Raw genomic sequence first — 21,128 nt, forward strand, 5'->3', positions numbered from 1 at the left:
GTGACGGCCGTGGACCCTGCTGAGCAGGTCTCCTACAGCCCGTTCGACTACGCGGTCCACGAGGACCCCTACCCCCTCTACGCGCGTCTCCGCGAGGAGGCGCCCCTGTACCGCAACGACGAGATCGGCTTCTGGGCGCTGTCCCGGCACGCCGACGTCGCGGCGGCGTTCCGCGACCACGCCACGTTCTCCAACTCCCACGGCGTCTCGGTCGAACCGAGCGCCTGGGGCCCGCACGCGAGCCGGACGATGTCGTTCCTGGCCCTCGACCCGCCGCGCCACACGCGCATGCGGGCGCTGGTGTCCAAGGGCTTCACCCCGCGGCGCGTGAAGGAGATGGGCGACGGCATCCTGGCGCTGACCCGGCGCCACCTGGAACCGGCTCTGGACAAGCGCGAGTTCGACTTCGTCGCCGACTTCGCCGGGCTGCTGCCCATGGACGTCATCTCCGAGATGATGGGCGTCCCCGAGGCGGACCGGGCGGAGGTGCGGCGGCTCGCCGACACCGTCGTCCACCGGGAGGAGGGGCTGAACGACGTCCCGCCCGCCGGGATGGACGCGGCGCTCACCCTCGCCGGCTACTACCAGGACATGGTGGCCGAACGCCGCCGCAGGCCGGCGGACGACCTGACGTCCGCGCTGCTGGAGGCCGAGGTCGACGGCGACCGGCTGGACGACACCGAGGTCATCGCGTTCCTGTTCCTGATGGTGGTCGCCGGGAACGAGACCACCACCAAGCTGCTGGCCAACGCGCTGTACTGGGGGTCGCTGAACCCGGACCAGGCCGCCAGGCCGCTCCGCGACCCGGCCCGCGTGGACGACTGGGTGGAGGAGACGCTCCGCTACGACACCTCCAGCCAGATGCTCGCCCGCAAGGTCGTCAAGGACGTCGAGCTGCACGGGAAGCGGGTGCCCGCGGGCGACCGGATGCTGCTGCTCGTCGGGTCGGCCAACCGCGACCCCCGCGCCTTCGAGGACGCCGACACCTACGACCTCGACCGCGACACCTCCCGGCTCGTCAGCTTCGGCGGCGGGCGGCACTTCTGCCTCGGCGCCAACCTGGCCCGGCTGGAGGCCCGCATCGCGCTGGCCGAGCTGGTGCGGCGCGTCTCGTCCTACGAGGTCGACCACGGCGGCGCCGAGCGGGTGCACTCGGTGAACGTCCGCGGTTTCGCCTCGCTGCCCGTCCGTGTGGAGGTGCGCTAGTGCCCCGGTTCGATCCCCATCCCGAGCGGCGGCCCGCCGTGGTGACCGGCGCGTCGTCCGGGATCGGCGCCGCGACCGCCACCGCCCTGGCGATGGCCGGGCATCCGGTCGCGCTCGGCGCGCGGCGCCTGGAGAAGTGCGAGGAGCTGGCCGCGACGATCCGGGCCGGCGGGGGAGAGGCGTTCGCCCACCCGCTGGACGTCGGCGACTCCGACTCGGTCAAGGCGTTCGCCTCCGCCGCGCAGGACGCGCTCGGGCCGGTCGAGGTCGTCGTGTCCAGCGCCGGCGACCTGGCCGCCGGACGCCTCCACGAGATCGACTCCGAAGACTTCCTCGCGCAGACGCAGGTCCACCTCGTCGGCGCGCACCGCCTCGTGTCGCACTTCGTCCCGCGGATGGTGGCGCGGCGCCGCGGCGACATCGTGTTCATCTCCTCCGACACCGTCCCCGCCCCGCGCTCCTGGACGGGCGCCTACGTCGCGGCCAAGAGCGGCGTGGAGGGCATGGCCCGCACCATGCAGATGGAGCTGGAGGGGACGGGGGTGCGGGCGTCCATCGTCCGGCCCGGACCCACCGCGACCGGCATGGGCATGACCTGGGACGCCGAGACGACCGGGGCCGTCCTGGAGGACTGGGTGAAGTGGGGCCACGCCCGGCACCCGTACTTCCTGCGCCCGTCCGACGTCGCCGCCGCCGTCGCCGCGGTCGTCGCGACCCCGCGCGGCGCCCATCTCCGGCTCGTCGAAGTACAGCCCGAAGCCCCCTTGGAGGAATCATGACCGCTCTGGTGGAGCCGCGCGTCGTGTCGGGCGGGCCCGACCACCTGGAGGAGCTGCGCCGCGATCCGATCGGGCTGATGCGCCGCGTCCGGGACGAGTGCGGCGGCGTCGGCGAGTTCGTCCTGGCCGGGCGGCGCGTGGTGCTGCTGTCGGGCGCCGAGGCCAACGAGTTCTTCTTCCGCGCCCCCGACGAGGAGCTCGACCAGGCCGAGGCCTACCCCTTCATGACGCCGATCTTCGGGGAGGGCGTGGTGTTCGACGCCACCCCCGAGCAGCGCCGCGAGGCCCTGCACAACCAGGCGCTCAAGGGCTCGTACCTGAAGGGGCACGCCGCGACGATCGCCGCCGAGGTCGACCGGATGGTGGCCGGCTGGGGCGACGAGGGCGAGATCGACCTGCTCGACTTCTTCGCCGAGCTGACTATCTACACCTCGTCCGCGTGCCTGATCGGCCGCAAGTTCCGCGAGCAGCTCGACCGCCGGTTCGCCGACCTGTACCACGACCTCGAACGCGGCACCGACGCCATAGCCTACGTCGACCCCTACGCCGACATCGAGAGCTTCCGGCGGCGGGACGCGGCCCGCGCGGCGCTCGTCGGGCTCGTCCAGGGCATCATGGACGGCCGGCCGCCCCGGGGGGCGGCGGGGCGTAGCCATGGGGGTGAAACACAGCCGCCCAAGGAGGACCGCGACCTCCTCGACGTCCTGATGTCGATCAAGGACGCCGACGGGACGCTGAAGTTCGACGCCGACCAGGTCACCGGCATGTTCATCTCGATGATGTTCGCCGGTCACCACACCACGTCCGGCACCGCCGCCTGGACGCTGATCGAGCTGCTCCGCCACCCGGACGTGCTGGACGGCGTCGTCCGCGAGCTGGACGAGCTGTACGCCGACGGCCGCGAGGTGTCGTTCCAGGCGCTGCGCGCCATCCCGAAGCTGGAGTCGGCGATCAAGGAGGCGCTGCGGCTGCACCCGCCGCTGATCCTGCTGCTGCGGGTCGCGCAGTCCGACCAGGAGGTGCTCGGCCACCGCATCCCGGCGGGCACGATGGTCGGCTGCAGCCTCGCCGTCTCCAACCGGATCGAGTCCGACTTCCCGGACCCGGACGCCTTCCACCCCGAGCGCTACGCCGCGCCCCGCGAGGAGGACCTGCTCAACCGCTGGACGTGGGTGCCGTTCGGCGCCGGGCGGCACCGCTGCGTCGGCGCGAACTTCGCGATGATGCAGCTCAAGGCGATCTTCTCGGTGCTGCTGCGGGACTGGGAGTTCGAGCCCGCGCAGCCGCCGGAGACCTACCGCAACGACCACTCCAAGATGGTCGTCCAGCTCGCCCAGCCGTGCGCGGCCAGGTACCGCCGGAGGACCGATGACCGCAGCGAAGCGAGGATCGTCGGGTCGGGGGCCTGGGGGGCGCCCCCCGGAAAGGAAGGGCGCCGGTGAGGATCGAGGCCGACCTGGACTTGTGCCAGGGACACGCCATGTGCGAGCTGGAGGCGCCCGACGTCTTCGAGGTGCCGCCCAGAGGCAAGGTGCGGGTCCTCGACGCCGAGCCGGCGGACGACCTGCGCGCCGAGGTGACCGCCGCCGTCCGCTACTGCCCCACCCGGGCCCTCAGACTGCTGGAGACATGATGCCCTCGTTCCCGCGCGAAGAGCTCGACGCGATGGTCGAGCACTGGCTGGCCGAGAACCGCCGCTGCGAGGAGGCGGGCGACTGGCGCCCGCTCGCCGACCTCTACACCGAGGACGCCACCTACGGCTGGAACATCGGCCCCGACCAGGACTTCATGGCCGTCGGCCGGGACGAGATCCGCGACCTCGCGCTCGGGTCGGAGATGGGCGGCCTGGACGGCTGGACCTACCCGTACCAGAGCATCCTGATCGACGAGGTCAAGGGCGAGGTCGTCGGCTTCTGGAAGCAGGTCGCCGACGCCCGCCGCCCCGACGGGACGCCGTACGAGGTGCTCGGCATCGGCGGCTCGTGGTTCCGGTACGCGGGGAACCGGCGGTGGTCGTGGCAGCGCGACTGGTTCGACCTCGGCAACGTCACGTCGGTGTTCGTCGAGATGATGAAGGCGGACGTGCTGTCGGACGGGATGAAGCGGCGGCTGGAGCGGGCCGCCGCCGGCGAGCCGGTCCCCGGCTACTACCCGCGCGGGGAGAGTCCCGTCCCGATCTGGTGAGCGGCATCCGCGGGGATCACCTCCGCGGTGTGCTGCCCGACCGCCGGTGCCGGGGCGGGGGCCGTGCGGGGATGGCGCGAGAAGCGCGGGGCCGGCATGGACTGCAGGACGCCGTCGACCTCGACCAGGCAGCGCCGCTCGGCGAGGTGCGGGTGACCGGCGGCCTCGCGCAGGGACAGCACCGGCGCCACGCAGGCATCGCTGCCCGCGAAGACCTCCGTCCACTCCCGCCGGGTGCGGGTGGCGAAGGCCGCGGCGAACGCCGCGCGCATGTCGCCCCAGCGGCCGCGGTCCGCCTGGTCGGCGGGGTCGACGTCGACGCCGAGCAGGTGGACGAAGGCGGCGAAGAACTGCGGCTCCAGCGCCCCGACGGCCATGTGCTCCCCGTCCAGCGTCCGGTAGACGGCGTAGAAGGGCGCGCCGCCGTCGAGCAGGTTCGTCCCGCGCTCGTCGCTCCACCGGCCGTCGGCCAGCAGGCCGTGCACGATCCCGAGCAGGTGGACCGTCCCGTCGACGATGGCCGCGTCCACCACCTGGCCGCGGCCGGTGGAGCGCGCTTCGAGCACGGCCGCGAGGACGCCCATCACCAGGTAGGCCGCGCCGCCGCCGAGATCGCCGACGAGGTTGAGGGGGATCGCGGGCGCGCCGCCCGCCGCGCCGATGGCGTGCAGCGCGCCCGTCGGGGCGATGTAGGCGATGTCGTGGCCCGCCGTCGCGGCGTCGGGGCCGTCCTGCCCCCAGCCGGTCATCCGGCCGTAGACGAGGCGGGCGTTGCGGGCGCGCAGCCGGTCCGGCCCGAGGCCGAGGCGCTCGGCCACCCCGGGGCGGAAGCCCTCCAGCAGCACGTCGGCCGTGTCGCAGAGGTCCAGCAGCGCCGCGACGGCCTCCGGGCGCTTCAGATCGAGCACGATCGACCGCTTGCCCCGGCCCGGCAGGTCGGCGGCCGGCTCGGCCGCGTCCAGGACGCCCCGGGCGGGACGGTCGACGCGGATAACGTCGGCGCCCATCTCGGCCAGGATCATCCCGGCGAACGGGCACGGCCCGATGCCGGCCAGCTCGACCACCCGGATCCCGGCCAGCGGGCCGCGCGGTCCGTCCCCTCTCACAGGGTCATCCCGCCGCCGCAGACGAGGGTCTGGCCGCTGACGTAGTCGGATTCGGGCGTGCAGAGCAGGTACACCGCGCCGGCGGCCTCCTCGGGCGTTCCGGTGCGGCCGAGGGGGATCATCTGCTCCGCCGCCGCCAGCAGCCCGGGGTTGACGCCGACCTTGACGCTGCGGCCCTCGACCTCGATGGTGCCGCCCTCGCCGGCCGCCGCCTCGGTCAGCCGGGTGCGGATGAAGCCGAACGCCACCGTGTTGACCGTGACGTTGTACCGGCCCCACTCCTTGGCGAGCGTCCTGGTCATCCCGGTGACGCCGGCCTTGGCCGCCGCGTAGTTGAGCTGCCCGGCGTTGCCGCCGAGACCGGCGACCGACGAGACGTTGACGACCTTGCGGCAGGCGGCCGTCTCCCCGGCCTCCCGTTCCCGGCGCACCGCCGCGGCGATGACCGGCTGGGCCGCGCGCAGGATGCGGAAGGGCGCGGTCAGGTGCACGCCGAGCATGGCGTCCCACTGCTCGTCGGTCATCTTCTGGATGACCGAGTCCCACGTGTAGCCGGCGTTGTTGACGATGACGTCGACCCCGCCGAAGGCGTCGACGGCCGTGGTCACGAACCGCTGGGCGAAGCCGGTACCGGTGACGCTGCCGGGGCAGGCGACTGCGGCCCCGCCGCGCGCCTCCACCTCCTTGACGGTCTGCGCGGCCGGCTCGCCGTCCAGGTCGTTGACGACGACGCCGGCCCCGTCGGCGGCCAGCTTGAGCGCGATCTCCCGGCCGATCCCGCGTCCGGCGCCGGTCACGAGCGCGGTGCGCCCGTCGAGCTTTCCCATGGGGTCTCCTTCGTGTGGTGGTGTGGCGGGCCCGGCTTCAGCCGCGGGGGCGCGGGCGGCGGACGGCGAATCCGATGGCGGCGAGGGTCGCCGCCGCGCACAGCCAGGCGAAGACGTCGCCGATGAGGCGGTACGGAGTCGTCGCGCCGCGCGTGGGGACGTCCACGATCCAGGGGGCGTTGTCGCCGGGCGTGGTGTCCTGCTGCGCCAGGACGTTGCCCTGGTGGTCGAACGCCTGGGACGAGCCGTTGAAGTCCTGCCGGACCAGGGCGTAGCCGTTCTCGATCGCCCGCAGGCTCGCCATCTGGGTGTGGATGCGGCCCATCTCCGGCCAGTCGCCGCCGGGGACGAGCATGATGTCGGCGTCGACGTGCATCATGGCCGGGAAGTCCGCGTCGTAGCAGATGACGTTGGACAGGCGGCCGTACGGCGTCTCGACCACGGGAGCCGGCCCGGTGCCGGCCTTGTAGGGTTCCAGCCCGGGGATGGGGTGGCGCTTCTGGTACGTCCACAGTCTGGTGCCGTCGGGGCCGAAGAGCACCGTCTGGTCCCGGCCGTAGGGGGCGTCCGGCAGATAGACGTTCGCGGCGACGCTGAGGTAGATGTGCTCCTGCCCGGCCAGCTCGGCGGCCTTGGCGAGGAACGCCGGCTCGTCGGCGGACCGCAGCCGCTGCGCGTTCTCCGACCAGAAGACGATCTTCGCGCCCGACCGGGCCGCGCTCCGCGTGTCGGCGAACAGCTGCGCGGTGAGCACGTCGGCCGCGGCGCGCACCTTCGCCGCGTCGACCCGGGAGACGGCCTCGTGGTCGCCGATGTCCGTGCCGATCCGCCGCTCGGCCTCCGCCAGCGTCGCCTTGCTCGGGTTGATCCCCGCGACGCGGACGGTGGGCGCGGTCGAGGCGGGGAAGAACGCGAGCCGCGCCTGCCCGCCCACGAGCACCAGGCCGAGCAGGGCGGCCACCGCGAAGGCGGGCCTCGCGGCGTGCCAGGACACGCCGTGCTCCCACAGGTGGTTCGCGGCGGTGGCGGTGACGCCGATGAGGAACGAGATCGCGTACGGCCCGGCGGCGGACAGCACCTGGAGCAGCGCCAGGTTCGCGTGCTGCGTGACCGCGAGCAGCCCGTAGGCGGTGCCGAACGGGTTGTAGGTGCCGAGCAGGAAGGCGGTCGCGGTCAGCGCGGCCGGGAACGCGAGCAGCCGCCCGAGCGGTCCCAGCCTCGGCGACACGAAGCGGTCCACCGCGAAGGGAACGAGGCAGCCGGACGCGAGGCTGAGCACGCCGATGAACGTCAGGAAGGTCAGCGGCACGGCGAGCTGCACCACCCAGAACAGCCCTCCGGCGACGCCCACCAGCCAGATCAGCGGCAGGCCGGTCGCCGGGCGGCCGGTCCGCAGGAACCTGAGCAGGAAGATCTGGAAGACCCAGGCGGCCATGGCCAGATCCCAGCGGCCGCCGACGGCGAAGAGTTGCAGGAGCAGCCCGAGGGCCAGCCAGAGGTACCGGCGGCGCTCCCGGGGGAGACGGTGTCCGGAGCCTCGCCGTCCGGAGCCCTGGTCCTTGTGCTGACGCGATGGCGCCGGCTGCCCGGCGGCACCGGGTCCCGGCTCGGTGCCGGTCGTGCTGCTGCTCATCATTCCTCCCGGGGGTGCGGAGCTCACCGCTCGGCGGGCCGGTACGCGGTGACGACGGCGGCGCCGCCGAGGCCGATGTTGTGCGCGAGCGCGACACCCGTCCGGGACGCGGCCGCGGGGACCTGGCGGAGGCCGGCCGTGCCGCGCAGCTGCCAGGTCAGCTCCGCGCACTGCGCGAGTCCCGTCGCGCCCAGCGGGTGGCCCTTGGAGATCAGGCCGCCGGACGGGTTGACCACCCAGGTGCCGCCGTGGGTCGTCTCCCCGGCGTCGACGAGCTTGCCGCCCTCGCCGGGCGCGCACAGCCCGAGGGCCTCGTAGGTGAGCAGCTCGTTGGTGGAGAAGCAGTCGTGCAGCTCGATGACGTCCACATCGTCCGGGCCGATCCCCGCCTGCTCGTAGACCTGCCTGGCCGCGGCCCGGCTCATGTGCGCCCCGACGATCGCGGCGGCGGTGCCGTCGAAGGTGCTCTCCAGGTCGGTCACGACGGACTGCCCCACGATCTCGACCGCCCGGCCGGCGAGGCCGTGGCGGTCGACGAACTCCTCGTCGGCCAGCACCGCCGCCGCCGACCCGTCCGAGGTCGGGGAGCACTGAAGCCTGGTGAGCGGCTCGACGACGGCCGGCGCGCTCAAGATCTCGTCGAGGGTGAACTCGCGCCGGAACTGGGCGTAGGGGTTGTTCACCGAATGCTTGTGGTTCTTCTGCGCGATCCGCGCGAAGTGCTCGGCGGTCGTGCCGTACCGCTCCATGTGCTCCAGGCCGGCCGCGGCGAACATCCACGGCGCCATCGGAGCGCCCGGCCCGCGCAGCTCGGCCAGCGCGCCGACGTGCCGCTCCAGCGGGCGGGCCCGGTCCGTCCAGACCTCCGAGAGCGATCCCGGCGACATCCGCTCGAACCCGACCGCGAGCGCGCAGCCGGCGAGCCCGCCGGCGACGGCGCGGGCGGCCAGCCACAGCGCCGACGATCCGGTGGCGCAGTTGTTGTTCACGTTGACGACCGGCACACCGGTCATGCCCAGCTCGTAGACGGCCCGCTGGCCGCTGGTGGAGTCGCCGTAGACGTATCCGGCGTACACCTCTCCGACGTCGGCGAACGTGACGCCGGCGTCCGCCAGCGCCGCCGACCCGGACTCGGCGACCATCGCCGGGTAGTCCCAGCCCTCGCGGCGGCCGGGCTTCTCGAACCTCGTCATTCCGACGCCGATGACGAAGACCTTGCGTGACATGGGAATCTCCTTCCGCGTGCGGTCCGTCAGGCGGTGAACTCGGCGTGGCCGTCGGTGATCACGGGCGTGCCGTCGTCGCCGGCCGTCTCGAAGGAGTACCGGTCGGTCCCGGACGTCCACACGGTCGTGGTGATCGTCTGGCCGGGACGCGCCGGAGCGCTGAACCGCACGGCCAGCCGCCGCAGCCGGGCCGGGTCGCCGGGCGCGGCGTGCCCGATCAGGGCGTGGCACGTGAAGGCCATCGTGCAGAGGCCGTGGACGATGATCCCCGGCAGGCCCGCCCGGCGGGCGAAATCCTCGTCGAGGTGGACGGGCATGGTGTCCCCGGACGCCTCCGCGTAGCGGAAGGTCTGGTCGTCGTCGAACTTCTGGACCACGGTGGCGTCGGGCGTCCGGCCGCGCGCGTCGCCGGCCGGGCCGTGGTCGGGAGCCGTGCGCCCGGCGTCCCCGCCGGTGTGCCGCGCGCCGCGGAAGAAGCCGGTGAAGTGCTGCTCGTTGACCGGTTCCGCCGCCGCGTCCCGCGTCTCCACCAGCGTGGTCACCACGACACCGGAGCTCCGCGCGTGGACGCCGACGACCTGCGCGCGAGTGCTGAGCACGTCGCCGGGCACGATCGGACGGTGGATCCGCAGATCGTGCCGGCCGTGCAGGATCCGGCCGGCCGCCGATTCCGGTGCCGCGGCCAGCGTCAGCCGCGCCATGACGGAGAAGCCCGGGACGACGGCGAACACGGGAGGCGCCAGAGTGCCGTCACGATGCGCGGCGATGGGGTCGTTGGTGGCCTCGGCGTAGGCGACCGTGCGCTCCGCCGTCACCGCGAACTCGACGGGGTCGCTCCAGACCCCGACCTTCTGCGTGTGGAACATACCGGCGAAGCTACGGATCTCCGCCCGTCCGGCCGAGCACCGTGCCTCGCACGTTCCATGACCGCCGCGCGCACACGGCCCGCGGCTCGGCGGCCGCCGGTCCGGGCGCTAGGGTGCGTCCGTGAGCAGCAGGTCGGCGCCGGCGGGGGACATGGCCCGGCGGCTGGTGCGCGTCGGCGAGCGGCAGGGCCTGGACGCGGCGTCGCTGCTGCGGCGCGCGGGCCTGCCCGCGAGCGTCGCGGACCCGTCCGGCGGTGCCGCCGTGACGATCTCCCAGGTCGGGGAGCTGACCCAGGAGCTGTGGATCCTGACCGGGGACGAGCTGTTCGGGCTGGGACCGCCCGTGCCCCTGGGCGCGTTCCAGCTCATGATGCGCTCGGTGATCCACGTCCCGGACCTGCGGGCGGCGCTGCAGCGGCTGGCCGAGGCCGGCGAGGTGCTGGGCACGCCCCGGCTGCGGGTGACGGCCGGTGCCGCGCTCGTCGAGGTGGAGATCGACGTCGGCCGGCTGGACGATCCCGATCATCTGGGCGCCGAGCTCCTCGCCACGGTGGTGCACCGGGTCCTCGGCTGGCTCGTCGGGCGGCGGATCGCCCTGCGCGAGCTGCGCCTGCCCTGGCCGTCCCCCGCGTACGCCGCGGACTACGAGACCGTGTTCGGCCGGCACCCGCGGTTCGACGCCGGCGGGCTGGTGCTGGCCTTCGACCGCGAGCTGCTGACCGCGCCGCTGGTGCGGGACGAGCAGCAGCTCGCGGACTACCTCGCCGACCAGCCGCACGTGTGGCTCGCGACCCGCGACTACGGATCGTCCACCGCGGACCAGGTGCGCGCAATCCTCGCCCGCGGGCTGAGCGGGCACTGGCCGGCGCCGGACGACATCGCCGCGCGGCTCAACGTGAGCACCCAGCACCTGCGCAGGCTGCTGCGCGCCGAGCACACCTCGATCGGCCAGCTCAAGGAGGACCTGCTGCGGGAGGCCGCCATCGCCAGCCTGACCCGCGGCGAGGAGTCCGTCGAGGATCTGGCGAGGCGGCTGGGGTTCTCGGAGGCGAGCGCGTTCCGCCGCGCGTTCCGCCGGTGGACCGGGCAGCCGCCCGGCGCGTACCGCCCCGGTGGCGGGCGCCCGCGGACGCCCGCCACGGAGTGACGGCGGGCCGGCGTCGTCAGCGGGTCCGGTCCGGTTTCCTGTGGGGGGACGACCCCCCACTCCCCCCGGAAGAGCAGGCCGGTCCGGCTCCCTCCGCTCCGCTGGAGCTCCGCTCCGGGAACCGGTCCGGCCGCCGCTCCCGCCGGTAGAGGGCCTCGATCTCCTCCGCGTACCGCTCGGCGATCGCCCGCCGCCGCAGCTTGTTCGTCGGAGTCAGTTCCGCGCCGCCCGGGGTCCACGTCTCCGGCAGGATCTGGAAGTCCTTGATCTGCTCGACCCGCGACAGCGTCGCGTTCGCGCGCGCGACCCCCGCCTCGACGGCCGCGCGCATCTCGGGGGCGCGGGCGAGCACCGCGACGTCCTCGCCGCCGGCGATGCCGCGCGCGTCGGCGAAGGCCCGCGCGGCGACGGGGTCGAGGGTGATCAGCGCGACCACGTAGGGGCGGCGGTCGCCGACCGCGATCACCGAGCCGACCGGCGGGCAGGAGGCCAGCACGGCGTTCTCGATGTTGGCCGGCGACATGTTCTTGCCCGAGGTGTTGACGATCAGGTCCTTCTTGCGGTCGACGATCGTGACGTACCCGTCGGCGTCGACCGTGCCCACGTCGCCGGTGTGCAGCCAGCCGTCCGCGTCGATCGCCTCGGCCGTCCGCTCCTCGTCCCCGCGGTAGCCCCGCATCAGCGTCGGCGCGCGGAGCAGCAGCTCCCCGTCGGCCGCCACCCGCACCTCGACGTCCCGCATCGGCCGGCCGACCGTCCCGGGCCGTATTCCGCCCGGAAGGTTGATCGCCCCGGCCGCGGACGACTCCGACATCGCCCACCCCTCGCACAGCTCGATGCCGAGCGACTGGAAGAACCGGACGGCGTCGGCGGCGATCGGGGCGGAACCGGTGATGACCGCGTCCGCCCCGTCCAGGCCGATCCGGGCGCGGAGCCGCCGCAGCACCAGCCGGTCCGCGGCGGCCCGCCGGACCGCCAGGCGGGCCGGGAGCGCGCGGCCGGAGGCCCGCCGGTCCGCGGCCTCGCGGCCGACGCGGACGGCCCAGCCGGCGAGGCGCCGGCGCGGGCCGCCCTGCGCGTCGATCGCCTGGGTGAGCGCGGCCTGGATCCGGTACCAGAAGGCCGGGACGCCGAGGAAGACGGTCGGCCGAACCGCGGGCAGCACCTGGGCCACGCTCTTCAGGTCGGCCACGGTGGTGATCGAGGAGCCGCCGGCCATCGCCAGGTAGTGGCTGAAGTACCGGTTGGCCACGTGCGCGTCCGGAAGGTAGGAGACCAGGCGCCCGGCCCGTGCGCCCGCACCCACGTGGGGGAGCGCGAGGCCGCTGCGCAGGCACGCGAGGATCGCGCGGTGCTCCACCTCGACGCCCTTCGGCGGCCCCGTCGTCCCGGAGGTGTAGATCAGGGTGACCAGGTCCTCGGGGCCCACCGCCCGCCAGCGGGCCTCGAAGTCGAACGACTCCGGAGTCCGGTCTTCGAGGTCGGCCAGCGTCAGCGCGCCCTCGGCCGCGCCGTCGACGCAGACGACGTGCTCCACCGCCCCGCCCGCGGCGCGGACCGCCGGCACCCACTGCCGCTCGGTCACCACGACCCGGTTGCCGGCGTTGGAGAACAGGTGGGCGATCTGCGACGGCGGGCTCGTGTTGTAGACCGAGAAGGGCGTGGCGCCGAGGTGCAGCGCGGCCGTGTCCACGAGATGGAATTCGGGACGGTTGGTGAGCATGAGCGCCACCGTGTCCCCATGGCGGACGCCGAGCGAGGCGAGGCCGCCGGCGATCCGCCGCACACGCTCGGCGTACTCCCGCCAGGTGAGCTCCACGGCGCCGTCCGAAGAGCGAAGGGCGACCTGCCCGGCCCGCGCTCCGGCCGTGCGCTGGAAGAGTTCGGCGAGGCTCCGCACCGACTCCGGGACGTCTCTGGATTCCATGGGCGAGCTGGCTCCTCATCCCCGGGTTGTCCTGGCTCCCTGCCGGGGCCCGCCTCGACCGCCCGGACGCCCGCCATCGTGGATCGGCCGCCGCCGGCCTGCCGAGGACCGTGCCGCGCGGATCGCGGGACCCTCGCGCGCACGGCGGCCGGGCGGCGCGCCATCCACCGGGGCACGGGCAGGGCCGGAGGGCGGGCGGGGCCGTGATCAGATCTGGCCCTCGGGCTTGGCCGGGATCGTCGATCTGATCGCCGGGCCCAGTTCGATGAGCACGTCGCCGGCCGGGTTGTACTTGGGCGGTACCGTCACCTCGACGTAGGCCTGCCGGCCGACCGCGGTGAACGTGACCGGCCGGTCGGCGGGCATGCCGAACCAGTCGATCCCGTTGATCGTCACCAGCTCCGAGGTGGGCTTCAGCGTGGCGGGCCGCGGCACGCCGCAGCGCAGCGCGATCGCGGGAGAGCCCCAGGCCGCGGTCAGCGGCGAGCTCGGGGAGGTGTCGCGGCGCTTCTCGCCGTGCACCTTCTCGGGCAGCCGCAGCCCCGCGCACAGCCGGCTCGTCGCGGTGTCCGGACTCGGGACCGGGACCTGCACCGCCCCGTCGCCGCAGGCCGCGGCCAGCAGCGCGGCGCCGATCAGGGCCGGGGCGAGCCGTGCCGCGCGCCCGTTGCCGGGACGCCGGCCCGGACCCTTCGAGGGCATCTGTACGGCGCTCTCCACTCCGCCCGTGCTCCGCTCCGCGCGCCTCTCAGATGTGGACGATCGGGCACGTGAGCGTGCGCGTGATTCCCTCGACCGCCTGGATCTGCGCCACGACGAGCTTGCCCAGCTCGTCGACGTTGCGCGCCTCCGCCCGGACGATCACGTCGTAGGGCCCCGTGACGTCCTCCGCCAGCGTGACGCCCGATATGCCGGAGATGTGACTGGCCACCTCGGCGGCCTTCCCGACTTCGGTCTGGATGAGGATGTAGGCCTGCACCATCACGTCCTCCCCGGGCGGAGAATCAACCGTCGGACGGTTCACCGTATCGTGTTACGCGCCGCCGCGGGCGGCCGGGGTACGGCGTGCCCGGTGAGACCGGTGGGAAACATGTGAAACGGGGAGAAGGCGGCGGATGGGCACCATCGGGGAGCTGGGCGAGTTCGGGCTGATCGGCCTGCTGACCCGGCGGCTGCCCCAGGGCCCGCAGGTCCTTCTCGGGCCGGGCGACGACGCGGCGGTGATCGCGGCGCCGGACGGGCGCGTCGTCGCCACCACCGACCTGCTCGTGGAGGGCCGGCACTTCCGCCGCGACTGGTCCGGCCCCTACGACATCGGGCGCAAGGCCGCCGCGCAGAACCTCGCCGACGTCGTCGCGATGGGCGCCCGACCGACCGCGCTGCTCGTCGGGTTCGCCGCGCCGCCCGGCACCGGCGCCGCCTGGGCCGGGCGGCTCTACGACGGCCTCGCCGACGAGTGCCGCGCGGCGGGCGCGTCCGTCGCGGGCGGCGACGTCGCCGGGGCGCCGGAGATCACCCTCGCCGTCACCGCGCTCGGCGACCTCGGCGGCGCGGCGCCGCTGACCCGGTCCGGGGCGCGTCCGGGCGACGTCGTGGCGCTGCGGGGGCGGCTCGGGTTCGCCTCCGCCGGGCTGGCGCTGCTCGGCGCCGGCGAGGACGTCCCGGAGGAGCTGCTGGCGGCCCACCGCCGTCCGGAGCCTCCCTACGCGGCCGGGGACGAGGCGCGGGCCCACGGCGCCACCGCGCTGCTCGACGTGAGCGACGGGCTCGTCCAGGACCTCGGCCACATCGCGGACGCGAGCGGTGTCCGCATCGACATAGACTCGGCGGCCGTGCCCGTCCCGGAGATCCTCGGGCCGGACGGGCTGCGGCACGTCCTCACCGGCGGCGAGGACCACGCGTTCGCCGCGACGTTCCCGCCGTCCGCCCTGCCGGCGTCGTGGACGCGGATCGGTGACGTGGTGAAAGGGGCCGGCGTGCGGGTGGACGGCCGCGAGCCGCCCGCCGGCGCGTGGGACCACTTCCCCACCTGAACGCGTCGTGCACCCAGCGCGTACAGCCGTGTGCGTTGACGCATCCGGTAGGCATGTTTGGTACGGGTTTGGTATACATCCTGTGATCGAAGAGGGATGGGATGGGACGACACTCCAGGTTTGAGCAACCGGACGACGAACCCCCACGGGGCGCCGGCACGCCCCGGGGTTCGTACTACGGGGCTCCGGTCGACCCCACCTACGACGCCTTCTCCGGACCGACCGACGACCGGGTCGTCGTGGAGCCGAACGACCAGGCCCGCCGGGGAGCGCGACCGGTCGCCGACCGCCGCCACGACCCGCCCGGCCCGTTCCGGTTCGAGCCGCTCCCGGGGGACTATCCCGGCGACTACCCGGGCGCCCCGGGCACGACGCTCCCCGAGCAGCCGCGCGAACCCCCCGATCCGCCGGAGCAGGCGGACACGTCCGGCGCCCCCGGCGCCCCCGGCGGGCGCGGCTGGACCAGGTTCGTCTCCGTGCTCCCGCTCCCTCTGCTCCCGATCGTCGCGCTCGTCATCGCGGTGGGGATCGTCTCCTACGCGCTGAGCACCCAGCAGATCTCCCTCAACTTCGCCGGCGGCTCCCCCCGCACGACGCAGACCGACCCGCGCGACAGCCAGGTCTCCCAGCGCGGCCCCGGCGAGCGCGCCAGCCGCGGCGACCGCCCCGACGGCCTCATCGTCGCCTTCCGCGTCGCGTCCCGGACACCGGGCGGCTTCAAGGCCACCGCCACCATCGCCAACAAGGGACGCCAGCCCGTCGCGGCGTGGGCCCTCGCCTTCAAGATCCCGAACGCCACCGTCACCGCCGTCAGCGGCGCCACCGTCGTCCGGGGCGGGACCACCCCCTTCGTCCGGGGCCGTACCGCCATCGCGCCCGGCGCCACGGTGCGGATCGTGTTCACCGCGCGCGGCACGGCGTCCACGCCGTCCGCCTGCGTGCTGAACCGGCTGCCCTGCACGCTCGTCTGAGATCGCCGCTCCCGCCGGATCGCCATAAAGTGGACGGCATGACGCGCGCTCCGAAGGCCCCTCCCCTCGTGCTCACCATCGCGGGCTCCGACTCCGGCGGCGGCGCCGGCATCCAGGCGGACCTGAAGACCATGCTCGCCCAGGGCGTGCACGGGATGAGCGTCGTCGCCGCCGTCACCGCGCAGAACTCCCTCGGCGTCCAGGGCTACTGGGAGCTGCCGCCCGAGGCGGTCCGCGCCCAGCTCGACTCGGTGCTGTCCGACATCGGCGTCCACGCGCTCAAGACCGGCATGCTCGCGTCCACCGTTCTGGTCGAGACCGTCGCCGAGGCGCTGGCCGCGTCGGACGCCCCCGCCGTCGTCGACCCGGTGGGCGTGTCCAAGCACGGCGACTCGCTGCTCGCCCCGGACGCCGTGGACGCCGTCCGGACGGCCCTGCTGCCGGCCGCGACCGTCGTCACGCCGAACCTGTACGAGGTCGAGCAGCTCACCGGCGTCAAGGTGGTGGACGAGGCCGGGCTGCGCGAGGCCGCCGAGGCCGTCAAGGCGCTCGGCCCCGCCTGGGTCCTGATCAAGGGCGGCCACCTGCCGGGCGATCCCACCGACCTGCTGTTCGACGGGGAGCGCGAGCACCGCTTCACCGCGCCCCGGCACGACAACCGGCACACGCACGGGACGGGCTGCACGCTCGCGTCCGCCATCGCGTCCCACCTGGCGCTGGGCGAGGACGTCCCGGGCGCGGTGGCGAAGGCGAAGGAGTACGTGACGGGCGCGATCGCGGCGGGCTTCCCGCTCGGCGCCGGCATCGGCCCCGTCGACCACGCCTGGCGCCACCGGTCCTGAGAACGCGATCGCCCCTGGACGCAGAAAGCCGGCTCATCGGACATCTCCGATGAGCCGGCCGAAGCCCCTCGTGGACCGTGCCGGGGGTGACCCCTACCCGCTCGGCGGCGCGATCAGACCGTCGGCTTGACGATCTTGCCGGCCTTGATGCAGGAGGTGCAGGCGTTGATCCGCTTGGTGGTGCCGTTCACGACGGCGCGCACGCGCTGGATGTTGGGGTTCCAGCGGCGCGGGGTGCGGCGGTGCGAGTGGGAGACGCGCATGCCGAAACCGGGTCCCTTGCCGCAGACGTCGCAGACGGAAGCCACGGGAAACTCCAAGTGGTGTCGATGCTCTGAACCGGAGCGCCGCCCGGTGCCGCCGCGGGCGAACCGGGCATCATGGGCGCTCACTGATGAGCGCCTCGGACGAGGCGCATGAATCAGAGTAGCCGACAGCCCGTCGGCTAGGCGAATCGACCGGGCATCCCGTGCGGCGTGCGAAGCTTGCGCCGCGGGAAAGGAGCGCTGTGGGCCACTCTGATCGAAGCGCCGTCCTCGACGGCGGTGCGGTGCGGCGGTGGTGCAGGCTGGCGGCGGACGCGCTCGGCCGCACCCGGGCCGAGATCGACGCCCTCAACGTGTTTCCCGTCCCGGACGGCGACACGGGGACCAACCTGCACCTGACCGTCGTCGCGGCGGCGGACGCGCTCGACGAGCTGCCGGAGGGCGCGGCCGGCCACCGGACGTGGCGGGCGCTCGCCCAGGGGGCGCTGCTCGGCGCCCGGGGCAACTCGGGCGTGATCCTCAGCCAGGTGTTCCGGGGGCTCGCGGACGTCCTCGGCCCGCTGGAGGAACCGCCGGACGGCGCCGCGCTCGCGCGGGCCCTGGGCCACGCCTCCGGCCTGGCCCGCGGCGCCGTCGAGCGCCCCGTCGAGGGGACGATCCTGAGCGTGCTCGCCGAGGCCGCCTCGTCCTGCGCGCGGAACCCCGGGCTGGCCGGGGCCGCGCGGGAGGCCTCGGCGGGCGCCCGGCGGGCGCTGCGCCTGACCACCGGCCAGCTGGAGGTGCTCGCCCGCAGCGGCGTCGTCGACGCGGGCGCGGCCGGGTTCTGCGTGGTGCTCGACGCCCTCGCCGCCGTGGTCACCGAGGAGTACCCCGAGCGGTACGAGGTCCCGGCCCGCTCCGCCGCGGCGCCCGCCCCCGCGGAGGAGCGGCCCGAGCCGCCGGGCCCCGGCTACGAGGTCATGTACCTGCTGGACGCCTCCGACGACGCCGTCCACCCGCTGCGGGAGAGCCTCGACGGCCTCGGCGACTCGCTCGTCGTGGTCGGCGGCGACGGGCTGTGGAACGTCCACGTCCACGTGGACGACGCCGGCGCGGCGATCGAGGCGGGCATGGCGGCGGGGCGCCCGCACCGGATCCGCGTCACCTGCCTGCACGCCGGCGCCGGGGAGCCGCACGCGCCGCACACCGGCCGCGCGGTGATCGCCGTGACCGCCGCCGACGGGCTGGCCGCGCTGTTCGAGGAGTGCGGCGCCCGGGTCGTGCGGCGCGAGTCCGGCGGCGTCCCGCCGCTCGCGGTGCTGGCGGCGGCGATCCTCGCGGCGGGCGACGAGGTGGCCGTCCTGCCGAACGAGCCGGAGGTCCTGTCGCTCGCCGAGGCCGCCGCCGAGCGCGCGCGGGACGGCGGGGCGCGGATCGCCGTGGTGCCGACCAAGGCGTCCGTCCAGGGCATGGCGGCGCTCGCGGTGCACGACCCGCTCCGCCGCTTCGCCGAGGACGTCATCGAGATGACGCGCGCCGCCGGCGCCACCCGCTTCGGCCACCTGGAGGTCGCCGCCGAGGAGGCCGTCACGAGCGTCGGGCTCTGCCAGCCGGGGGACGTCCTCGGCCTCATCGAGGGCGACGTCGCGACGATCGGCGCGGACGTCGCCGCCGTGGCCGCGGACGTCCTGGACCGCATGCTGTCGGGCGGCGGCGAGCTGGTCACCCTGATCGCCGGCCGGCACGCGCCGCCCGGCCTCGCCGCCGCCCTCGAAGATCACCTGCGCCGCGCGCACCCCGACGTGGAGGTCGGCGTCTACGACGGCGACCAGGAGCGGTACCCGCTGCTCATCGGCGTCGAGTGATTCCCGTCGCCCCCATGGGCTAGAAAAGACCACGTGGCGAATCTCGACGAGCCGCTGGGCAAGGTCCTCGGCGACAAGACGGCCAAGGCGCTGGAGAAGGGCCTCGACCTGCGCACGGTCGGCGACCTGCTGCACCACTACCCGCGCCGCTACGCCCACCGCGGCGAGCTGACGCAGCTCAGCGGCCTGCAGGACGGCGAGCACGTTACCGTCATGGCCGAGGTCGTCAAGGTGCAGGGCCGCACCCTCACCCGCAACCCCGGCTACGTCCTGGAGATCACCGTCACGGACGGGACGGGCGAGCTCAAGCTGAGCTTCTTCGGCCGCAAGGGCTCCTACCGGCCGGAGAAGGACCTGTCGCCCGGCACGCGCGGCCTGTTCGCCGGGAAGATCAGCACCTACGCGCCGCGCAGCGGCCGGCCCGTGCGGCAGCTCGCGCACCCGCAGTACAAGGTCGTCCCCGAGAAGGGCGCCGCGGAGGCCGCGCAGGAGTGGGCCGACGAGATCATCCCGATCTACCCGTCCACCAAGTCGCTGCCCATCGAGGCGATCAGCACGTCGGTGGAGACCGTCCTGTCCCAGCTGGACCTGCCCGCCGACCCGATGCCCGCGGCCCTGCTCCGGCGCCGCGACCTGATCGGCCTGCGCGAGGCCTACGAGGGCATCCACCGGCCGCGCACCTGGGACGAGCTGGGCCGCGCCAGGGCGCGCCTGAAGTGGGACGAGGCGTTCGTCGTCCAGATCGCGCTGGCGCAGCGCCGCGTCGCCGCCGCGGCGCTCCCGGCCAGGCCGCGGCCCCCGTCCTTCGGCGGCATCCAGGCGGAGTTCGACGCGCGCCTCCCCTTCGAGCTCACCAAGGGCCAGCGCGAGGTCGGCGACGAGATAGCCGCCGACCTGGCCCGCGAGCACCCCATGCACCGCCTGCTCCAGGGCGACGTCGGCGCGGGCAAGACCGTGGTCGCGCTGCGGGCGATGCTGCAGGTCGTGGACGGGGGAGGGCAGGCCGCGCTGCTCGCGCCCACCGAGGTGCTGGCGCAGCAGCACCACCGCTCGATCACCGGGATGCTCGGCGACCTGGCGCAGGCGGGGCAGATCGGCGGGGCGGAGCACGCCACCCGGGTCGCGCTGCTGACCGGGTCGCAGGGCGCGAAGGCGCGCAAGGAGGCGCTGCTGGACGTGGCGTCCGGAGCCGCCGGCATCGTGGTCGGCACCCACGCGCTGCTGCAGGAGACCGTCCAGTTCGCCGACCTCGGGCTCGTCGTCGTGGACGAGCAGCACCGCTTCGGCGTCGAGCAGCGCGACGCCCTGCGGGAGAAGGCCGGCGGCGGCCGCCCGCACGTCCTGGTCATGACGGCGACGCCGATCCCGCGGACCGTGGCGATGACCGTCTTCGGCGACCTGGAGACGTCGGTGCTCGGCCAGCTCCCGGCCGGGCGGTCGGAGATCCGCACCCATGTCGTCCCGCCCGAGAAGCCCGCCTTCCTCGCCCGCACCTGGGAGCGGATCAAGGAGGAGGCGGCGAACGGGCGGCAGGTCTACATCGTGTGCCCGCGCATCGGCGAGCAGGAGGGCGACGAGGGCGACGCCGTCGTGGCGGAGGAGGGCGAGCGCCGCTCCCCGCTCGGGATCATGGAGGTGCTGCCGAAGCTGGAGGAGCTCCTCGCCGGGCTGCGCATCGGCGTCCTGCACGGCAAGCTGCACCCGGAGGAGAAGGACGCGGTGATGCGCCGCTTCACCGCCGGGGACGTCGACGTCCTGCTCGCCACCACGGTCATCGAGGTGGGCGTGGACGTGCCGAACGCCACCGTCATGGTGATCATGGACGCGGACCGGTTCGGCGTCTCCCAGCTCCACCAGCTCCGCGGCCGCGTCGGGCGGGGATCGCTGCACGGCCTGTGCCTGCTGGTCACCGACGCCGCGCCGGGCGGCAAGGCGCGCGAACGGCTCGACGCGGTCGCCTCGACCACCGACGGCTTCCGGCTGTCCCGCCTCGACCTGGAGCAGCGCCGCGAGGGCGACGTCCTCGGCGCCGCGCAGGCGGGCCGCGCGTCCAGCCTGCGCCTCCTCACCCTCCAGCGGGACGAGGAGGTCATCCGCGACGCACGCGAGGAGGCGACCGCCCTCGTCGACGCGGATCCGGACCTCTCCGGCCACCCCGGCCTCGCCACCGTGCTGGCCTCTCTCCTGGACGACGAGCGCGCCGACTTCCTGGAGAAGGCCTAGGGCTCCCGATATTCTCTACCTATTAAGTTGACATCTCTGTCCGGGACG

General features: G+C 74.4%; 20 protein-coding genes. 11 read left to right on the top strand and 9 right to left on the bottom strand.

The window, feature by feature from the left end; genetic code table 11:
- Positions 1-9: 9 nt before the first annotated feature.
- From BM339_RS00565 to BM339_RS00585, 5 genes are read left to right on the top strand one after another with little or no spacing between them, the layout of a single operon-like run.
- Entirely contained in the window at positions 10-1,206 is a 1,197-nt protein-coding gene (locus tag BM339_RS00565) for a cytochrome P450 (RefSeq protein WP_256255127.1), read from the top strand.
- Complete coding sequence (locus tag BM339_RS00570) at positions 1,206-1,985, top strand: SDR family oxidoreductase (protein ID WP_075019615.1); 780 nt, start codon at positions 1,206-1,208, stop codon at positions 1,983-1,985. The genes BM339_RS00565 and BM339_RS00570 overlap by 1 nt, the downstream gene beginning before the upstream one ends.
- Complete coding sequence (locus BM339_RS00575; protein WP_075019616.1) at positions 1,982-3,427, top strand: cytochrome P450; 1,446 nt, start codon at positions 1,982-1,984, stop codon at positions 3,425-3,427. Before BM339_RS00570 ends, BM339_RS00575 begins: the two co-directional genes overlap by 4 nt.
- Positions 3,424-3,618, top strand: coding sequence for a ferredoxin (locus tag BM339_RS00580; protein WP_021595873.1), 195 nt, complete (start codon positions 3,424-3,426; stop codon positions 3,616-3,618). The genes BM339_RS00575 and BM339_RS00580 overlap by 4 nt, the downstream gene beginning before the upstream one ends.
- Positions 3,615-4,169, top strand: coding sequence for a Cif family virulence factor (locus tag BM339_RS00585; protein WP_218163543.1), 555 nt, complete (start codon positions 3,615-3,617; stop codon positions 4,167-4,169). Before BM339_RS00580 ends, BM339_RS00585 begins: the two co-directional genes overlap by 4 nt.
- Here BM339_RS00585 and BM339_RS00590 read toward each other — a convergent pair.
- The 5 genes from BM339_RS00590 to BM339_RS00610 are packed head-to-tail and all read right to left on the bottom strand — an operon-like array spanning position 4,133 to position 9,827.
- The gene (locus tag BM339_RS00590) at positions 4,133-5,275 is read right to left on the bottom strand and encodes a CaiB/BaiF CoA transferase family protein (protein ID WP_021595875.1); all 1,143 of its coding nucleotides are present in this window, start codon (positions 5,273-5,275) and stop codon (positions 4,133-4,135) included. The two genes, BM339_RS00585 and BM339_RS00590, sit on opposite strands and share 37 nt — an antisense overlap.
- Entirely contained in the window at positions 5,272-6,102 is an 831-nt protein-coding gene (locus tag BM339_RS00595) for an SDR family NAD(P)-dependent oxidoreductase (protein ID WP_075019617.1), read from the bottom strand. Before BM339_RS00595 ends, BM339_RS00590 begins: the two co-directional genes overlap by 4 nt.
- Before the next feature lie 37 nt (positions 6,103-6,139).
- Positions 6,140-7,735, bottom strand: a complete 1,596-nt coding sequence (locus BM339_RS00600) for a carbon-nitrogen hydrolase family protein (RefSeq protein WP_083597146.1) — start codon at positions 7,733-7,735, stop codon at positions 6,140-6,142.
- Between the two features lie 23 nt (positions 7,736-7,758).
- The gene (locus tag BM339_RS00605; RefSeq protein WP_075019618.1) at positions 7,759-8,961 is read right to left on the bottom strand and encodes a lipid-transfer protein; all 1,203 of its coding nucleotides are present in this window, start codon (positions 8,959-8,961) and stop codon (positions 7,759-7,761) included.
- Between the two features lie 26 nt (positions 8,962-8,987).
- On the bottom strand, positions 8,988-9,827 hold the full coding sequence (locus BM339_RS00610) for a MaoC/PaaZ C-terminal domain-containing protein (RefSeq protein ID WP_021595880.1): 840 nt from the start codon (positions 9,825-9,827) through the stop codon (positions 8,988-8,990).
- A 121-nt stretch (positions 9,828-9,948) separates the two neighbouring features.
- On the opposite strand from BM339_RS00610, the gene BM339_RS00615 reads away from it, so the two are divergent.
- The gene (locus BM339_RS00615) at positions 9,949-10,974 is read left to right on the top strand and encodes an AraC family transcriptional regulator (protein WP_075019619.1); all 1,026 of its coding nucleotides are present in this window, start codon (positions 9,949-9,951) and stop codon (positions 10,972-10,974) included.
- A 16-nt stretch (positions 10,975-10,990) separates the two neighbouring features.
- On the opposite strand, the gene BM339_RS00620 is transcribed toward BM339_RS00615, so the two are convergent.
- The 3 genes from BM339_RS00620 to BM339_RS00630 all read right to left on the bottom strand — a co-directional run bounded on the left by BM339_RS00620 (position 10,991) and on the right by BM339_RS00630 (position 13,883).
- The gene (locus tag BM339_RS00620) at positions 10,991-12,901 is read right to left on the bottom strand and encodes an AMP-dependent synthetase/ligase (RefSeq protein WP_075019620.1); all 1,911 of its coding nucleotides are present in this window, start codon (positions 12,899-12,901) and stop codon (positions 10,991-10,993) included.
- A gap of 207 nt (positions 12,902-13,108) precedes the next feature.
- Entirely contained in the window at positions 13,109-13,603 is a 495-nt protein-coding gene (locus BM339_RS00625) for a DUF3515 domain-containing protein (RefSeq protein WP_024935323.1), read from the bottom strand.
- A 46-nt stretch (positions 13,604-13,649) separates the two neighbouring features.
- On the bottom strand, positions 13,650-13,883 hold the full coding sequence (locus BM339_RS00630; protein ID WP_021600577.1) for an Lrp/AsnC family transcriptional regulator: 234 nt from the start codon (positions 13,881-13,883) through the stop codon (positions 13,650-13,652).
- Between the two features lie 133 nt (positions 13,884-14,016).
- On the opposite strand from BM339_RS00630, the gene BM339_RS00635 reads away from it, so the two are divergent.
- From BM339_RS00635 to thiD, 3 genes are all read left to right on the top strand, one after another.
- Positions 14,017-14,934, top strand: coding sequence for a thiamine-phosphate kinase (locus tag BM339_RS00635; RefSeq protein ID WP_075019621.1), 918 nt, complete (start codon positions 14,017-14,019; stop codon positions 14,932-14,934).
- A gap of 101 nt (positions 14,935-15,035) precedes the next feature.
- Positions 15,036-15,905 (top strand): cellulose binding domain-containing protein, encoded by an 870-nt coding sequence (locus BM339_RS00640; protein WP_075019622.1) that lies wholly within the window; start codon positions 15,036-15,038, stop codon positions 15,903-15,905.
- 38 nt (positions 15,906-15,943) lie between these two features.
- Entirely contained in the window at positions 15,944-16,747 is an 804-nt protein-coding gene (thiD, locus tag BM339_RS00645; RefSeq protein ID WP_024935321.1) for a bifunctional hydroxymethylpyrimidine kinase/phosphomethylpyrimidine kinase, read from the top strand.
- Positions 16,748-16,860: 113 nt separating this feature from the next.
- On the opposite strand, the gene rpmB is transcribed toward thiD, so the two are convergent.
- Positions 16,861-17,055 (bottom strand): 50S ribosomal protein L28, encoded by a 195-nt coding sequence (rpmB, locus tag BM339_RS00650; RefSeq protein ID WP_021600139.1) that lies wholly within the window; start codon positions 17,053-17,055, stop codon positions 16,861-16,863.
- Positions 17,056-17,255: 200 nt separating this feature from the next.
- Here rpmB and BM339_RS00655 point away from each other — a divergent pair, with 200 nt between their 5' ends.
- Positions 17,256-18,857, top strand: coding sequence for a DAK2 domain-containing protein (locus tag BM339_RS00655; RefSeq protein WP_075019623.1), 1,602 nt, complete (start codon positions 17,256-17,258; stop codon positions 18,855-18,857).
- Between the two features lie 33 nt (positions 18,858-18,890).
- The gene (recG, locus tag BM339_RS00660) at positions 18,891-21,080 is read left to right on the top strand and encodes an ATP-dependent DNA helicase RecG (protein WP_075019624.1); all 2,190 of its coding nucleotides are present in this window, start codon (positions 18,891-18,893) and stop codon (positions 21,078-21,080) included.
- Positions 21,081-21,128: the final 48 nt, after the last annotated feature.

The sequence above is a fragment of the Actinomadura madurae genome (assembly GCF_900115095.1).
GTDB lineage: Bacteria > Actinomycetota > Actinomycetes > Streptosporangiales > Streptosporangiaceae > Spirillospora > Spirillospora madurae.

Coding starts and splice junctions, on each gene's coding strand:
- BM339_RS00575 (WP_075019616.1), top strand. CDS start 1,982: ATGACCGCTCTGGTGGAGCCGCGCGTCGTGTCGGGCGGGCCCGACCAC.
- BM339_RS00585 (WP_218163543.1), top strand. CDS start 3,615: ATGATGCCCTCGTTCCCGCGCGAAGAGCTCGACGCGATGGTCGAGCAC.
- BM339_RS00595 (WP_075019617.1), bottom strand. CDS start 6,102: ATGGGAAAGCTCGACGGGCGCACCGCGCTCGTGACCGGCGCCGGACGC.
- BM339_RS00600 (WP_083597146.1), bottom strand. CDS start 7,735: ATGAGCAGCAGCACGACCGGCACCGAGCCGGGACCCGGTGCCGCCGGG.
- BM339_RS00605 (WP_075019618.1), bottom strand. CDS start 8,961: ATGTCACGCAAGGTCTTCGTCATCGGCGTCGGAATGACGAGGTTCGAG.
- BM339_RS00610 (WP_021595880.1), bottom strand. CDS start 9,827: ATGTTCCACACGCAGAAGGTCGGGGTCTGGAGCGACCCCGTCGAGTTC.
- BM339_RS00620 (WP_075019620.1), bottom strand. CDS start 12,901: ATGGAATCCAGAGACGTCCCGGAGTCGGTGCGGAGCCTCGCCGAACTC.
- BM339_RS00625 (WP_024935323.1), bottom strand. CDS start 13,603: ATGCCCTCGAAGGGTCCGGGCCGGCGTCCCGGCAACGGGCGCGCGGCA.
- BM339_RS00630 (WP_021600577.1), bottom strand. CDS start 13,883: ATGGTGCAGGCCTACATCCTCATCCAGACCGAAGTCGGGAAGGCCGCC.
- BM339_RS00635 (WP_075019621.1), top strand. CDS start 14,017: ATGGGCACCATCGGGGAGCTGGGCGAGTTCGGGCTGATCGGCCTGCTG.
- BM339_RS00640 (WP_075019622.1), top strand. CDS start 15,036: ATGGGACGACACTCCAGGTTTGAGCAACCGGACGACGAACCCCCACGG.
- thiD (WP_024935321.1), top strand. CDS start 15,944: ATGACGCGCGCTCCGAAGGCCCCTCCCCTCGTGCTCACCATCGCGGGC.